Here is a 15627-nt window from a genome sequence, read left to right as displayed (position 1 = left end):
ATCACACCCCCTGCTGGGCTATATCTTTATAATAAATGGCACTCCTATGCTGTTTATCTAAAACAGCATCTTCCACTTCAACAAACTGCAAAGCAGAAGCATGACAAACCTTCACGCATTCTGGGCCTCCGCCACAGTAATCACATTTGATTATTCTTTTTGCTTCAACATCAAGCTTTATATTGCCCCACGGACAGGCAATGGTGCACTGTTTACAGCCTATGCACTTGTTATAATCAAGCTCAACAACGCCCGTCTCTTCGTTTTTACTTAAAGCACCCGTAGGACAAACCTTTACACAGTAAGCATCTTCACACTGGGTGCACATCGCAGGAACAAAGACAAAATCGTCCAAAAACTCGCTAATGTGAATCCTTGAGTTCAAGGGATTAAACAAACCATCATGAGCAAAAGAGCAAGCGTATTCACAAGCCCTACATCCTGTGCACTTTGACACATCTACATATAGGATTTTCATTGAAAGCCTCCTGCCTTCTAAACTAAAAAATGTTAAACATAAAACCTATCTTTAGAATTTTAACTAACTTTTCTCACACTTTCAACCCTATAAATGATTTCATTCAATGTTCTACCATCAAAAGGATATCTGGCAAATGTAACTTCAAAGTCAAGGTAGTCTTCTATTCCTTCAATTCTAAAATTAATTCTACTATCTTCAAAAAGATATGAGAATACTTCCTCCATTAGATAGCTCTTTATCGTCGAAGATTCCTCTTCAAAAGAAGGCATAAGCTCGTTCTTTTTTATCCTTCTTGCCATAAAAAAGACATCTGCATACGCTCTACAGATTAAATCTTGAGAAAACATCTCTTCTGCTTTCTTAAATTTCTTTAAAGCTTCTGCGGTTTTCACTATAACTTCATCACCAATATCTTCACCAAATCTGTAATTTATCCTGCTTATGTTTTTTATATTTACCCTATACACAACGAATGGAGCATCAACATTTATAAAATCTTGAAGCGTCTTCCTAAATGATAACCAAACCTTTAATCCTGTCATAAAATCATAATTAAACAACTCATTTCTTATCCTATCCAACTGCTCAGACATAAACTCAACTTCAACATCGCCAACCTCTTTTATGGCATCGATAAGAACGCCTTTAGCTACAGAAAAAATCTCTTTATCAATCTTCTCATTACTTAGTATCTCCACGGCTTTCTCAACACTAAAAGCTTTTCTGTATGGTCTTGTTGTTGTTAGAGCGTCAAATATATCTGCAATTTCTATTATCCTTGCTTCTTCTGTAATGGCACTACATTTCAAACCATCAGGATAACCACTGCCATCGCACTTTTCGTGGTGCTGCCTTGCCCATAGAGCAAGATGTTTAAATCTCTGCGAACGGGCGAGAATCTCATACGATATTATTGGATGCTGCTGCATTATTCTGTATTCGTTATCTGTCAGTTTGCCGGGCTTAAGCAAAACAGCATCTGGTATCCCAACCTTGCCTATATCGTGCAGAAGACCAGCTCTATAAATCTCATCTTGATGCTTCTCGTCATAACCCAACTTCTTTGCTATCATCTTCGAATAAAAGGCAACACGCTGCGAATGTCCCTTCGTATATACATCTCGAGCTTCCAATATACTAACGAAAGCTTTTAAAAAATCATTTTCATATGTATTTATCCTGTCGAGTGCTTCAGAGAAGTAATTGATAATTATCTCAAACTCTTTAAAAACGGGCTCATCAAATTTTAACGGCTCGCCCTTGCTCAATGACTCATTTAAAAGTTTAAGTATCCCGTATGTTTTTCTTCTTGAAAATTCAACAAAAGCAAAAGATACGGCGATTATAACTATACCAACGCCAAACAAAAATACCGTTAAATCCTCAATATTAGAGCCCATACCAAAAATTATCTTCTCTTTTTGCCTTCCAACGGCTAAAGATACACTTCTAAGCGTTATACCCGAACCAACAATCCAATTCCAACTCTTCACATACCTGAAAAAAACGAGCCTATCCCTATTATTTTTACCATCCATAATGAACATAGAACCTTCGCTAAGAAGTTTTTTAACACTCAAACCATTAAAAAGTCTCTCCAAATCCACACATCTATCACTTGCAGTCAAGGAGCTTGCAATCATCTTAAATCTACATCGGCTATTTTTACCTATGGATATAGCAAACATATATCCTTCGTTGTTCCTCCCAAATCTATAACTCTTAATCAAATCTATAAAATTAAACTGAATAGCCCTTTTTATCTCTCCTGTTTTCAAGACAGTAATAAACAGCCACTTAAAATAGGGAAATTTTCTTACATAAACTTCGCTCTCCTCGCCGTCTATCCATCTTAGCTTAACAAACTTACCGCTCTCATCATAAGAAACATCAGACATCTTTTTAAACAATCCTTTAGGAATCTGTTTACCCGTAATTAAATCTTCACCACTACTATTAAGAATAAAATATGAGATAAAAGGACTCTTGTCTGATATAGACCTTAGCTTTTTCACAATATTTTGTTTAGCTAAATTTCTATTTTTCATCTCAGCAAACTCACTTGCAGCTATTCTATAGAGCAAGTCCTCGCTTTTTATATGTTTCTCAAACTCAGACACAACACTTTTTTGCTGACTAAGTATAGAATTCACAAGACTATCGGTAGTTGACTGAAGAAAATATTTCGTTTCTGTCGTATATATGTTTTTTATCTGATTTATGTTTGAATTAACTATCCTTACAAGGTCAACTTTCCAATAGTCGAAAACAAAGAGTAAAACAGCAAGAACAAGTGTTGCTATAAAAAGACCAATAAAATAGAAAAACGAAGGCCTGCGTTTCATGCTGCAAATTTTAACACTTAATGTGAACTGTATCAATAACCTTGAAAAAACAAACAAAAAACCGTAAAGTCTTAATAACAATGAAAAAAGCAAAACTGATTATTGACACTGTTATTATAGGCTTGATAGGTGCTGCAAGTGCCCAAATATTTGTCTTTTTACTTAAACTTATAAGCGATAATTCCCTAAAAGCCTTGGCAAAATATACTCCGCCCGATGTATTATACATACTAAAAAATTCAGCAATTCCATCATACTCTCATCCGTGGATAGCACTGTTTGTCCTAATTACTGGCGGGCTTATATCAGGCATACTGGTGTATTCAACAGCTCCAGAAGCAGAAGGACACGGCACAGACACAGCCGTAAGGAGCTTTCATAGAACGGGTGGATACATAAGACCGATTGTAACACCAATAAAAATATTAGCATCGGCTATAACCATAGGAACAGGTGGTTCAGCAGGAAGAGAAGGCCCAACAGCTCTGTTCAGCTCAGGTGTCGGCTCAATATATGCAACCATTAAAAAAGCAACAAGTCAAGAGAGAAGGTTGTTCGTTTTAATAGGAATGGCAAGTGGACTCTCTGCTATATTCAGAGCCCCTATCGGAACATCTATATTTGCCATAGAAGTGCTATATAGCGACATGGAATTCGAAGCGGAAGCATTAGTTTATACCCTTCTTGGTTCTTTAATAGCATACATGACAACAGGATTTCTTATGGGATGGCAACCAATATTCACAGTTCCGCAAAACCTTCAAATAGATACCATAAACACATACTTCTACTTAGCCCTGCTTGGACTAATAAGCGGAATAACAGGCGTTATACTGCCTAACGTTTTTTATTATGTAAGGGATGGATTTAGACTCATAAAAATACCACCACATTTTAAGCCTGCTATAGGTGCTGCAATCGTTGGTTTAATAGCCTTCAAGTTTCCACAGGTGCTTGGTGGCGGATACGGCTGGATTCAAGAAGCCATATACGGAAAAATAGCCGTATCAATTGCGCTCTTTTTAATAGTAGCAAAGATGCTTGCGTTTACATTTACCGTATCAAGCGGCGGTTCTGGTGGCGTATTTGCACCAACACTCTTTATTGGTGCAATGCTCGGTTGTGCATTTGCTCATCTTTTACATCAAAATCCATCAATATTTGCCGTAATAGGCATGGCTGCTGTATTTGGTTCTGCCGCACGAGCTCCACTTGCAACAACGATAATGGTAACAGAAATGACTGGTGGATACAATCTCCTTGCTGCTGCTGCCCTAAGTGTTTTGCTTGCCTATCTCGTTCAGGTCGAGATATCAAGAAGAGTTAAAGCTAAGTATTTCAGTCTATATGAAGCCCAAGTCCCAGATAAAAACTACTCACCCGTTCATCAACTTAGCATACTTAAAAACATTATCATGTGTAATTTACCTTCATTCTCCATCTCTCCGAAAGAGATAGAAGACAAAAAGATACTAAATCTATTAGAAACAGGCATGCCAATAAGACTACCAAACGATAAGGTGCTGTTTTTTGGGACACTGCTAAAGAGTCTTGCACCGGAAAGGGAAAATGAGTTCTTAAAATACAAAAATGTAAAAATAATCTATATCTTCAGAGACGGCAAATGGCTCCATCCGGCTGAGATAGACGAGTTAACAAAGGGTGATGAAATCCTTATCTGTGGAAAACCTGGAGATGTGCTTCAAATAAAGGATGTATTTAAGAAAGTACCTGAATCTTTTTCTAAACTAAAAAAACAACAAATTAACCTTCAAAGACATACAAAGAAAAAGGTGCCAGTATAGTGGCACCTTATAGCTCGAAACCCTTTTCTGTATGGATTGCAACATCTAACCCTTTAACCTCGTCTTCTTCGTCAACTCTTATATTCCCCATAACCACAGATATCGCCTTTGCTATAAGGTATGTCATAATGGCGGTATATACTATCACTACAATAATACTCTCAACTTGAACTAGAAACTGATGGAAATTTCCGTAAAATAGTCCTTTAGCTCCATTTATAGAAGGGTCAGCAAATAAACCTGTAGCCAAAGCACCCCATATACCGTTTAAACCGTGCACACCAAAAGCATCAAGCGAATCATCGTAGTCAAAAACAAATTTTAGATACGAAGCACCTAAGAAACCCAAAACGCCAGAAACAGCACCTATAATCAAAGCACCCAAGCTATTAACAAAACCAGCAGCGGGAGTAATAGCGACAAGACCTGCAACAGCACCACTTGCAGCACCAAGCACAGTTGGGTGCTTATGGACAATCCATTCAACACCCATCCAACTTATAGCTCCTATTGCAGCAGCGATATTCGTAACAAAAAACGCACTTGCAGCAGACCCATCAGCAGCCAAAGCACTTCCAGCATTAAATCCAAACCAACCAAACCAGAGCATAGCAGCACCCAAAGCTGTTAAAGTTATAGAAGAAGGCGGCATGGCTGTTCTTCTAAAACCTTTTCTTTTACCAACAAACAGTGCAAGAACAAGACCGCCAACGCCAGCATTTATATGAACGACTGTTCCACCTGCAAAATCCAAGACCCCAAGCTTTGATAAAAATCCACCTCCCCACACCCAATGTGCAATGGGAGAATAAACAAAACTCACCCATAGCACGCTAAAAACAAGCCAAAAAGAGAACTTCAATCTCTCTACCACACTACCACTAATTAATGCCACTGTAATAGCTGCAAATGTCATTTGAAAAGCAGCAAATAGAAAGGCGGGAATAGTCCCTTCAACTGAAGAAGGAGTTATACCATTCATAAGAAAATATTTAAAATCCCCTATAATTCCACCAATATCTGGCCCAAAAGAGAGAGTGTATCCCCACAAAACCCATACAACACTCACTATGCAATAACTCAAAAAAGACATAGCTATCGTGTTTAAAATATTTTTCGACCTTACCATACCACCGTAAAACAGAGCAAGACCAGCAGGAGTCATAAACATAACAAAAGCTGTTGATGTAAGCATCCATGCTGTATCCCCGCTGTTCACCTTACCAACAGAAGCAAAAGACAAAGACCCAAAAGAAAAAAACAGCAAAAAAACCATAAAAACCAATTTCACACCCATCAACTTCTTCATAAAGAACACCCCCATTCTCTTAATCAAGCTAAGCTTTGTTTAGCAAGATATATTCCTTTTTTATTATAACAAGCAATATATTTGTTGCTGACCCCAAATTGCAATTTAAAAATGAATATTTTTGTATTTTAATTTACATTTTTGTCATTATATTATTTCCATTTTATTAAAATTATCATCAGAAAAATATTATATTTGACTGAAAAAGAAATATAAATTATAATCAAAAAAAATTCTTTAAAGAAGGAGTGGAAAGATGAAAAAAGCGCTAAAAATAGGTATAGCCTTAACAGTAAGTGTTGGAATGATGTCAAACTTAGCAATTGCATACGGTGGTCCAAGATACAACAAAGGCAACAGACAGACAATAACAATCAATCAAAAAATCACCGAAGCCGACAGAGTTGGGCTGATACACATGGTTGAAGAAGAAAAACTCGCTCACGATGTTTACACATACCTTTACAAGAAATGGAACATGCCTGTATTTGAAAGGATTGCAAGAAGCGAAAGTAATCACATAAGGGCAATAAGAAGACTCCTGTCTGTTTATGGAATCACCGACCCAACAACAGGCAAAGAGAACGGTAAATTCAAATCTCAAAAGATGCAAAAATTATACGAACAATTAACAAAAGATGGGTCAAAAAGCAGAATAGATGCACTCAAAATTGGAGCGACGATAGAAGATTTAGACATCTACGACTTAGAAAAATACATAAAAAACACAGATAATAGTGCAATAAAGCGAGTGTATTCCAATTTAACGAGAGGCTCAAGAAATCACCTGCGCATATTTATATCGGAACTCAAAAATCTTGGTGCAACATACACACCACAATACATAAGCAAAGAAGAATTCGACAAAATTTTATCTTCACCTATAGAAAAAGGAAACCATCAAACAAGGGGTAAATTAGGCTTTCAATAAATCAAACAAAAACACTTGACTTTTTAAAATAAATGATTATAAATAAAGGCGTCGCTTGACGCGGGGTGGAGCAGTCTGGTAGCTCGTCGGGCTCATAACCCGAAGGTCGGAGGTTCAAATCCTCCCCCCGCTACCAATTATTAGAGAGAAAGTTATCAAGCCAATCTGGGTGGCATGCTCAGATTGGCTTTTTTTGTTATCCCTCATCTTTATAAACCTATATAAACCTAAAATATTTAGTTAAGCTTCACATGCTTTTAAGAAAATCCCTAAACCAACAATTTCCCCTTGACATCACCCCCCGAGTTAGAATGCCAAAAAATAATTAAGGGAGAAGGAGAGAAAGATGAAAAAGGAAAGGAGAAGTTCTTTTTCATTTGCAGGGAAGAAGTTGTTGTTTTCTGTCTCTGTTGTTGCAGTGTTAGGAATTGGTGTATCAAAGGCTAATGCAGGAGACATTTATGCAGTTTTTCCTAATGGAAAAAAGGTAGATGTTTCTAAAATTGTTAAAAATTACACAGCAGAAGTAGATATGCCAACTTTTGTTTACATGTCAAATTATGACGGTAAAGATATTAGGGAGTTTAATGAAAAATTTGGAGATTTAGGAAATCCATTTATTTTTGGTATAGATTCATACTTTGGTGGTGTAACTTACAACCAAAATGCAATTAATAAGATTGTATTCTGTGGTGGTGCAAATTGTTACTTTGTAAAAGATGGAAAAGTTATAAATAAAAATTACCCAAGAATGTTTGAGAATTCTGTTTTAGGTTACATTATAGACAATGGTAATAAAGACATGAACTTAAAACCATTAACAGATGTATTATTTAGATTTGTTCAAAACCACCAATACGGCGGTGGAGGAGTAGGTACTAATAAGTTCCTCTTCTTCCGCAAGTTCCTCCTCTGGTTCTGCTGGCGGAAGTAGTGGTGGTGGAGTATCTGGTGGTGCTATTTGAATAATTTATTTATTAATTATTTTATTCTGTATTATGCCACTTTTCCAATATGGGAGAGAGGGTGATAAACAGTCAATAATTCTTAGTTATTTTCCCTTCTCTTGCAAAAGCATAAATGGTAGAATTGGAAAAATCTTATGAAGGTGGTGATGTATGAACTCTATTATAGAAAAAGCTTTTAATGAAATAAAGAAATTGCCAGAAGAACAGCAAAAGGCATACGCAGAGTGGATATTGGAAGAGATAAAAGCAGAAAAAGAATGGGATAAGCTTTTTGAGAAATCTCAAGATATACTGAGTAAAATGGCAGAAAAAGCATTAAAAGAACATTCTGAAGGAAAAACTTCAGACCTAAATCTCGACAAATTATGATTTCAAAAACCACATCAGAGTTTTGGAAACTTTACGAAAAATTACCAGACGAGTTGAAAAAAGAAGCTAAAAAGGCTTTCACTTTATTTCAAGAAAATCCTTTTTATCCAAGTTTAAGATTCAAAAAGATTTACTCAAAAGAGCCTATATATTCTATCAGAATCACAAAAGATTATAGAGCTGTCGGTGTTAAAAAGAGTGAAGAAATCATCTGGTTTTGGATTGGCAAACACTCAGATTACGAAAAGCTTATAAGCTCATAAGGCAAAGTTCTCTAATATGGATAGTGCATACTTACTTGATTAGCAAACTTCCTATGGATAGGTGATATTAGTTAGATTTCTCAAAATGAGTATAACTCTTTAAGGTTTCCTCGCTTTAACCTTCTAAAAACTTTATGCTTCTGTAGAGAAACTCATTGAAAGGCGTATCTATGCCCTTATCCTTGGCAAGTTTTACGACAACGCCGTTTAGGGATTCTATTTCTGTTTTTCTGCCGTTTTCTATATCTTGAAGCATCGAAGAGCGGTGTTCGGCTGTTATAGGAACAAGTTTTGAATAAAAAATCTTTTTGTAGCTCTCTTTGGTTTCCCAAAATGTCGAATAACCATAAGACTCCATCACATCGTAAATCTCATCTATAACTCTATCCATTATGTTCCTTGAGTGTTCGGATTCCGCAAGTTTGCCATACTCAACACCAAAAATAGCACCAAGAGGATTTAAGGCGCAGTTATAGAGCATCTTAGCCCAGAGATGCTTATCCACTTCGCATGAAACTTTTGCTTCAAACCCACCGTTATTCAACGCTTCAACTAAATCTTCAACATCAAAAGAAAGCATCTTATCAAAGATATTACCTATAACCATCTGATCAGCATGGACGGTTATCTTTACAAGATTGGGTTTTTCCCTTTCAAAACCTGTGATTATCCTTGCCGTGTATATCTTTTCTTTGCCAAAAAACTCTTTGAAAATCTCGCTATTTCCCCATCCGTTTTGAATGACAACAATCTTTGAATTCTCTATCTTATCCCTTGTCCTATCCAAAGACTCTGCTATTTCTCTATTTGCATAGCTTTTTGCCGTAATCAGGATATAGTCACATCCTTCGCAAGAAGCATAATCTTCAGATACGCAGTACTCAGAAGCCAAAAATTCAAAATCACCGAACAGACCATAAACCCTAAAGCCCCTCTTCAAATCCTCGGTCTTTCCTTTTTTCGTAATAAAACAAACACTCCAGCCAGCATTTAAAAGAAAAGCGGCAAGGCCAAGACCAACACTGCCTGCGCCGATTATACACACTCTCATATCTCTATCTCCAGAAGCGGAATATAGTAATTTGCACCAAGGCAGTCAGTATCATCGACAGAACCAGCAGCGGCATCCCTTAAAAACGACACCTTTAAGGTGTTTATATTGTCGCATTCAAAGTATCTAACTTCCCTTTTGTAAATCTTTTCAAAAATCTCCTTGTTTAACTTCCCTTTCGCACTTTTATACAGGCTTTCATCTTTAAACACGATATCTATGGTTATATGCCAAACTCCAGCGTTTTTGCTCCTTAAAATCTTGACAGCTTCTTTTAGCTTCAAAGCTCAAACTCCTTTAGCTTAAATTTCTCCTCTAACCTCTCATCTTCAACAATGTGATACACACTAAACTCATACACTTCACCCACATCAATCTCAGCAGGCGAATAAGGGAATGCAAGGTTGGCTCCTGTTGCTATTCTGCCTTTGTAATCGTAATGCTGCAAAAACGCCTTAACCACCGAGCAGACTCTATGTGCAAACTTCTGAGACTCTGCAACAACATCAACAATCAAACCTATCTCATGCAAGTTTTTATCAAACTCCATACTGCCCAAAACGGCATCTCTTCCATACAGCCTAAAATTCAACCTAAAGCCATCTTTAAACTGCCTATAGGCTTCTTCTTTTGCAACATTGAGAATATCGTCAATCTGGGCTATCATGTCAGGGTTTCTTATGCCTGCAACAGCTATCGTTCTATAACCTGAGAATTTAGCACCTTCAATCTTGAATGTCTTTTTCTCTCTTTCAATCCATTTTGCGCCTTTAACCTTTACCGTTCTTTCGTCATGTTGAAGATAAACAGCATCGTGAAGCAGAAGCGTGCCGTCTGGTTCTTCAATAACATACGGGTCGGTATTCTCATACAAAGCATGAGCCATAGCAGAATCGGGCGTGCATCTTCTTGAAGGGTTAGGCGGTTTTAGATAAAAAAACTCATCATCAACAAAGCCAAGCAGTGCATCAGACGGACTTGCAGGCTTTGCGCACAACGCACCACACTCTATAATCTTTGACATGTGCCATACCAAAGCAGGCTCATAGCCTTTAAGCAACGGATAGGCAGCATATATTGATGCATCTGTAATCCTGCCTGCAATAACAAGGTCTGCACCATTTTTCAAGACTTCGACAACCTTAGATACGCCCATCTGTGCAACGATGTGATTTGACGATAATATATCACTCTCTTTAAGCTCGGGATTGCCTTCATAACTCTTTACTTTGCCCTGTTTTAAAAGCCCAATGAGATACTCTTTTTCAATCTCAGAATATATAACGGCAACTTTAAAATGGATATTGTTATCCCTTGCTATATCTTCAACAATCTCAAGAAACCTATCAACATGAATGTTGCCGCCTGCATAACCAGCTGAGCCAACAATAAATGGAATATTTCTCTTTACAGCTTCAACCAACGGCAACTCAAGGTCGTTTCGCGTTGCATCGTAATTAGCCTTCATATTGCCAGAGCCCAAAAAGTATGGGCCTGAATCAATCGAACCCGCATCAACGCCGATATAGTCAACACCATCTTCCATCGCTCTCAAAAAAGAGTCCTTGTTATAACCATAACCCAGCTGTCCCATCAAGGAGAGTGCCTTTATCATTTACATCCCTTTATGCTCTTCAACGATTTTATTGTTATCGTCAACAATAACCACCCTTGGTTTATAACCTTCAAGTTCCTTCTCATCAATCATGCCAAATGCAGCGATTATCACCTTATCACCCACTGCAACCTTCCTTGCTGCAGCACCATTTAGACAGATTACACCACTGCCTCTTTTTCCTTTGATTGTATAGGTTTGAAAACGCTCGCCATTGTCAATGTTCCAGACATGGACAAGCTCAAACTCCTTCATTCCCGCTGCTTCCATCAACTCTTCATCAATCGTTATGCTGCCAACATAGTGAAGGTCGGCTTCCGTAACCGTTGCCCTGTGAATCTTGCCAATCAAGACTTCCCTTAACATTTTTCTCTATAACCTCCAAACTTTTCAATTATTTTCAAAACCACATATTGTCTATAAGCCTTGTCTGGCCTATTCTAACGGCTAAAGAGACAAGCGTATTGCCCTTTTCGATAGTCTTTAACTCTTCTAAATCGCTCAATCTATTTATGCTAATATAATCAATCTCAGCCAAAGGATATGATTTTATCACTTTTTTCATCTCATCAATTATCTCTTTTGCATCTGTCTCGCCGCTATTTATCAGCTCTTCTGCCTTTTTAAGAGACTTATACAAACATACTGCTTGTTTTCTCTCTTCTTCGTTCAAATATTTGTTTCTTGAACTCATGGCAAGCCCGTCTTCTTCTCTGACAATGGGCATACCGACAACATCTATATCAAGGTTTAAATCCTTAACCATCCTTCTTATGACAAGAAGCTGCTGTGCATCCTTTTTGCCAAAATACGCCCTGTGCGGCTTTGTAATATTGAACAGTTTAAGCACAACCGTTGTTACGCCTTTAAAGTGCGTTGGCCTGCTTTTCCCTTCAAGCACTTTTGTGAGCTTTTCAACTTCAACATAGGTTTGAAATCCATCTGGATACATCTTTTCAACTGCAGGATAGAACAAAAAATCAACACCTTCCTCCTTCAAAAGCTCTTCATCCCTTCTTAAATCTCTTGGATATTTATCTAAATCTTCGTTGGGTGCAAACTGAAGTGGGTTTACAAAAATACTCACAAACACGACATCATTATCTTCTTTAGCTTTTCTTACTAAAGACAAATGTCCCTCGTGCAAATAACCCATAGTGGGTACAAAGCCTATTTTCTTGCCCAACTCTCTGTATTTATTTGCTATCTGCTGCATCTCATCAGCTGAATAGATTATTCTCATTTATGCCTCCCTTAATCGTAAGAGTGCTCATCTGTTGGGAATTTGCCTTCTTTAACTTCACTGATATAATTTTTTATACCTTCAATAGCATCTTTTTTAAGATGAGCATATCTTTTTACAAACTTCGGTTTGAAGTCGTCAAACAGACCAAGCATATCGTGATAAACCAAAACCTGACCATCAGTATGCATACCAGCGCCAATGCCTATGGTTGGAATAGAGATGGATTCGGTTATCTCTTTTGCAAGCTGCTTTGGAACAGACTCAAGCACTAAAGCAAACACACCCACTTCTGCCAAAAACTTCGCATCTTCTTTTATCTTTTTTGCTTCTTCTGGCTCTTTACCACGAGCTTTATAAGAACCAAAGATATTTATAGACTGTGGCGTCAAACCAAGATGACCCATTACAGGAATTCCAGCGGCAATAATGTTGTTTATCGTTGGAACAAACTCACGCCCACCTTCAAGCTTAACGGCATCACAGCCAGTCTCTTTCAATATTCTTCCAGCGTTTCTCACGGCTTCAACATAATCAGCCTGATAACTCATAAACGGCATATCAACAACAATTAGAGCATTCTTTACACCCTGTCTAACCATTTTTGCATGATAAATAACTTCATCAACAGTAACGGGAATTGTTGAGCTTTTGCCCTGCATAACCATAGCCAAAGAATCACCAACAAGTATTATGTCAATTCCAGCTTCATCAGCTATACGAGCAGAAGTGTAATCATAAGCCGTAATCATGCTGATCTTCTCTTTACCCTTCATTGCCTTGATTTTTGGGACAGTAATAGCCATTTCTCAAACCTCCTTAAAATAAAAAAGCCTGAATACACCCACGCTGGGCATATTCAGGCTCGATTTTGGTTTATATAGACGGTTCAAAGCCCTTTCAACGGGTCTTTTACCTATTTTTAAAATCAAACTAACTCCTTTTTGCAGGTCTTTAGAGCCTTAACGCCCTTCAAGCCTGCTTTTGTGCTCTTCTAAAGTAAAACCTTCAAACTTTAGCTTCGCATCAAGCTCCATCAAAGGTTCAATCACAAACAGTCTTTGATGAGCGTGCCTATGCGGAAGCCATAACCTTTTCCTTTTAAGGATTATATTTTTAAAGGCAACTATGTCAACATCGACGGTTCTGGGACCCCACTTAAATTTCTTAACTCTTCTAAGTTTTCTTTCTATGTTTTTACAAAACTTAAGCAATTCAAAAGGTTTTAATTTACAGTCAACCTTTAACGCACAGTTTAAAAATTTTTTCTGTTTCTTATAGCCCCACGCTTCGGTTTCTATGATGCTTGACTTTGAGATCACATTAACTCTCTTTGAAAGATACACAACAGCCCAGTTTATATTCCTTCTCCTATTCCCAACATTACTGCCAAGAGATAAATAAACCCACCTGTTATACAACGGCGCTTTTTATCCTTTCCACAGCTTCTTCAATTCTTGGGTTTGTTATACTAATTCTAAAATAACCTTCACCTGTATCGCCAAAGCCATTGCCCGGTGTTACAACAATACCCTTCTCTTTCAAAAGTTTTTTCGTAAATTCGGCAGATGTATAACCTTCTGGCACTTTAACCCAAAAATAGAATGTTGCTTTGGGCAAATTAAACTCAAACCCTGCTTTCTTCAGAGCTTCGGCCATTTTATCTCTTCTCTCTTGAAACACCTTTATAATTTTTCCGTTTAGCTCTTCTGCGTTGTTTAAAGCGTATGTTCCAGCTTCCTGAACAGCCTGAAAGATGCCAGAATCTATATTTGTCTTAACCTTACCCAAAGCAGCTATAACATCTCTATTGCCGACAGCAAAGCCGATTCTCCATCCTGTCATGTTAAATGTTTTGGATAAAGAGTGAAACTCTATACCCACATCCTTTGCACCTTCAACTTCAAGAAAGCTTATAGGCTTATACCCATCATAGCAGATTTCTGAGTATGCATTATCACTTGCAACGATAAAATCATACTCCTTAGCCAAAGCAACGACCTTCTCGTAAAACTCCTTCTCAGCAATAGCAGATGTTGGATTGTTCGGGTATCCGATAAACATAAGCTTTGCCTTTTCGAGTATATCCTTATCAATCGAGTCCAAATCTGGCAAAAAACCATTCTCTTCTTTTAGCGGCATTTTTACAGCTTCACCACCTGCAAACATAACGGCAACAGGATAAACAGGATAACCAGGGTCTGGAACAAGTGCATAATCGCCTTTGTCTATATAAGCAAGTGGCAGATGGGCTATACCTTCCTTCGAACCGATAAGACTAACAACTTCTGTCTCTGGGTCAAGCTCAACATTAAACCTTCTCTTATACCAATCGGCAACTGCCTTTCTAAAAGAGAGCATTCCAACATAACTCGGATATCTGTGATTCTCTTGATTTTCTAAAGCCTTTTTTGCAACTTCGACAATCTCCTTAGGCGTTGGAATATCCGGGTCTCCAACACCAAGATCAATCACATCAACACCTTCTTTAATCACCTCTTCCTTTAGTCTGTCAATCTCAGCAAACAGATAAGGCGGTAATTTTTTTATCCTTTCTGCCAATTCAATCATCGATAACCTCCCTGATTTTTTCTATATTAAATCCTTCTCTCAAAACTTTAACGCTTTTTTTATTTATCTCAATAACCGTCGAAGGCAGACCAATGACGCTATCGACTATTATACCATCAACCACGCTGGAAAACATTTTAATCATCTTTGGAACAGAATTTATCTCTTTTGACCCAGATATGTTTATACTTGTTGAAGTAATTGGTGATATCTCAACAAACTCATTCAAAATATCCGTATTTGCAACCCTAAAGGCTGTCTTACCATTAGACGAAGCATAAGACGGCATCTCAATCTTTGTTTTTACAACAACGGTTATAGCATTATCAAGAAGAAAATCAACAATGTCTAAATCAGCATCTGCAATGCATTTTTTTATATAATCCTTAGACGCAATCACTATAAACGGCTTTTTGGTTTCTCTTCTTTTTATTCGATATATTTTTAGATTGGCCTTTATATCAAAAAGAAAGGCAGAAAAACCATAAATTGTGAAAGCTGGGCAGATGATAACACCAGAGTTTTTTAATTTTGCCTTAGCTAAATTTATAGCCTTTCTGCCCTTTCCTATAAACATAAGATTATTCCTTAAAAAATGGGGTGAGTAGTGGGACTTGAACCCACGACCCCCAGGGCCACAACCTGGTGCTCTGCCAACTGAGCTATACTCACCACA

17 protein-coding genes and 2 tRNA genes are annotated in these 15627 nt (G+C 37.6%); 6 read left to right on the top strand and 13 right to left on the bottom strand.

The annotated features are described in order from the left end of the window. Position 1: 1 nt before the first annotated feature. Together G415_RS0101765 and G415_RS10585 are read right to left on the bottom strand one after the other, a co-directional pair. A complete protein-coding gene (locus tag G415_RS0101765; protein ID WP_022669867.1) occupies positions 2 to 478 on the bottom strand; it encodes a 4Fe-4S dicluster domain-containing protein in 477 nt (158 codons plus the stop codon). A 59-nt stretch (positions 479 to 537) separates the two neighbouring features. After that, a complete protein-coding gene (locus tag G415_RS10585) occupies positions 538 to 2826 on the bottom strand; it encodes an HD domain-containing phosphohydrolase (RefSeq protein WP_022669866.1) in 2289 nt (762 codons plus the stop codon). An 80-nt stretch (positions 2827 to 2906) separates the two neighbouring features. On the opposite strand from G415_RS10585, the gene G415_RS0101755 reads away from it, so the two are divergent. Then, positions 2907 to 4631 (top strand): chloride channel protein, encoded by a 1725-nt coding sequence (locus G415_RS0101755; RefSeq protein WP_022669865.1) that lies wholly within the window; start codon positions 2907 to 2909, stop codon positions 4629 to 4631. A gap of 7 nt (positions 4632 to 4638) precedes the next feature. On the opposite strand, the gene G415_RS0101750 is transcribed toward G415_RS0101755, so the two are convergent. Continuing rightward, the gene (locus tag G415_RS0101750; protein ID WP_022669864.1) at positions 4639 to 5940 is read right to left on the bottom strand and encodes an ammonium transporter; all 1302 of its coding nucleotides are present in this window, start codon (positions 5938 to 5940) and stop codon (positions 4639 to 4641) included. A 256-nt stretch (positions 5941 to 6196) separates the two neighbouring features. Here G415_RS0101750 and G415_RS0101745 point away from each other — a divergent pair, with 256 nt between their 5' ends. The 5 genes from G415_RS0101745 to G415_RS0101725 all read left to right on the top strand — a co-directional run bounded on the left by G415_RS0101745 (position 6197) and on the right by G415_RS0101725 (position 8471). Then, the gene (locus G415_RS0101745) at positions 6197 to 6871 is read left to right on the top strand and encodes a DUF2202 domain-containing protein (protein ID WP_022669863.1); all 675 of its coding nucleotides are present in this window, start codon (positions 6197 to 6199) and stop codon (positions 6869 to 6871) included. Between the two features lie 59 nt (positions 6872 to 6930). Continuing rightward, positions 6931 to 7007 (top strand) — tRNA-Met (locus G415_RS0101740). 210 nt (positions 7008 to 7217) lie between these two features. Continuing rightward, positions 7218 to 7805: a hypothetical protein gene (locus G415_RS0101735; RefSeq protein ID WP_022669862.1), complete on the top strand. Its 588-nt coding sequence runs from the start codon at positions 7218 to 7220 to the stop codon at positions 7803 to 7805. Positions 7806 to 7989: 184 nt separating this feature from the next. Then, positions 7990 to 8208 carry a hypothetical protein gene (locus G415_RS0101730; protein ID WP_022669861.1) on the top strand — a complete coding sequence of 73 codons (219 nt, stop codon included), beginning with the start codon at positions 7990 to 7992 and terminating at the stop codon, positions 8206 to 8208. Then, positions 8205 to 8471, top strand: a complete 267-nt coding sequence (locus G415_RS0101725) for a type II toxin-antitoxin system RelE family toxin (protein ID WP_022669860.1) — start codon at positions 8205 to 8207, stop codon at positions 8469 to 8471. The genes G415_RS0101730 and G415_RS0101725 overlap by 4 nt, the downstream gene beginning before the upstream one ends. 115 nt (positions 8472 to 8586) lie before the next feature. Here G415_RS0101725 and G415_RS0101720 read toward each other — a convergent pair whose 3' ends face one another. The 10 genes from G415_RS0101720 to G415_RS0101675 all read right to left on the bottom strand — a co-directional run bounded on the left by G415_RS0101720 (position 8587) and on the right by G415_RS0101675 (position 15623). After that, the gene (locus tag G415_RS0101720) at positions 8587 to 9522 is read right to left on the bottom strand and encodes a ketopantoate reductase family protein (RefSeq protein WP_026939512.1); all 936 of its coding nucleotides are present in this window, start codon (positions 9520 to 9522) and stop codon (positions 8587 to 8589) included. Beyond that, positions 9519 to 9806, bottom strand: coding sequence for a DUF4387 family protein (locus G415_RS0101715; RefSeq protein ID WP_022669859.1), 288 nt, complete (start codon positions 9804 to 9806; stop codon positions 9519 to 9521). Before G415_RS0101715 ends, G415_RS0101720 begins: the two co-directional genes overlap by 4 nt. Beyond that, a complete protein-coding gene (locus tag G415_RS09445) occupies positions 9803 to 11137 on the bottom strand; it encodes an acyclic terpene utilization AtuA family protein (protein ID WP_022669858.1) in 1335 nt (444 codons plus the stop codon). The genes G415_RS0101715 and G415_RS09445 overlap by 4 nt, the downstream gene beginning before the upstream one ends. Further along, the gene (panD, locus tag G415_RS0101705; RefSeq protein WP_022669857.1) at positions 11138 to 11503 is read right to left on the bottom strand and encodes an aspartate 1-decarboxylase; all 366 of its coding nucleotides are present in this window, start codon (positions 11501 to 11503) and stop codon (positions 11138 to 11140) included. It lies immediately after the preceding gene. Between the two features lie 34 nt (positions 11504 to 11537). Next, positions 11538 to 12380, bottom strand: coding sequence for a pantoate--beta-alanine ligase (gene panC, locus G415_RS0101700; protein ID WP_022669856.1), 843 nt, complete (start codon positions 12378 to 12380; stop codon positions 11538 to 11540). Positions 12381 to 12391: 11 nt separating this feature from the next. Further along, positions 12392 to 13186 (bottom strand): 3-methyl-2-oxobutanoate hydroxymethyltransferase, encoded by a 795-nt coding sequence (gene panB, locus G415_RS0101695; protein ID WP_022669854.1) that lies wholly within the window; start codon positions 13184 to 13186, stop codon positions 12392 to 12394. 156 nt (positions 13187 to 13342) lie between these two features. After that, positions 13343 to 13801: a 2-amino-4-hydroxy-6-hydroxymethyldihydropteridine diphosphokinase gene (gene folK / locus G415_RS09440; protein WP_022669853.1), complete on the bottom strand. Its 459-nt coding sequence runs from the start codon at positions 13799 to 13801 to the stop codon at positions 13343 to 13345. After that, on the bottom strand, positions 13794 to 14951 hold the full coding sequence (locus G415_RS0101685; protein WP_022669852.1) for an LL-diaminopimelate aminotransferase: 1158 nt from the start codon (positions 14949 to 14951) through the stop codon (positions 13794 to 13796). The genes folK and G415_RS0101685 overlap by 8 nt, the downstream gene beginning before the upstream one ends. After that, the gene (locus G415_RS0101680; protein ID WP_022669851.1) at positions 14944 to 15528 is read right to left on the bottom strand and encodes a Sua5/YciO/YrdC/YwlC family protein; all 585 of its coding nucleotides are present in this window, start codon (positions 15526 to 15528) and stop codon (positions 14944 to 14946) included. Before G415_RS0101680 ends, G415_RS0101685 begins: the two co-directional genes overlap by 8 nt. Positions 15529 to 15547: 19 nt before the next feature. Further along, positions 15548 to 15623: transfer RNA gene (locus G415_RS0101675), tRNA-His, on the bottom strand. Positions 15624 to 15627 lie beyond the last annotated feature (4 nt).

Origin of the sequence: Hippea alviniae EP5-r, assembly GCF_000420385.1 — a bacterium.
Classification (GTDB): domain Bacteria; phylum Campylobacterota_A; class Desulfurellia; order Desulfurellales; family Hippeaceae; genus Hippea; species Hippea alviniae.
Note: the sequence above shows the minus strand (reverse complement) of the source record. Positions and strands in the feature narration are given on the sequence as shown.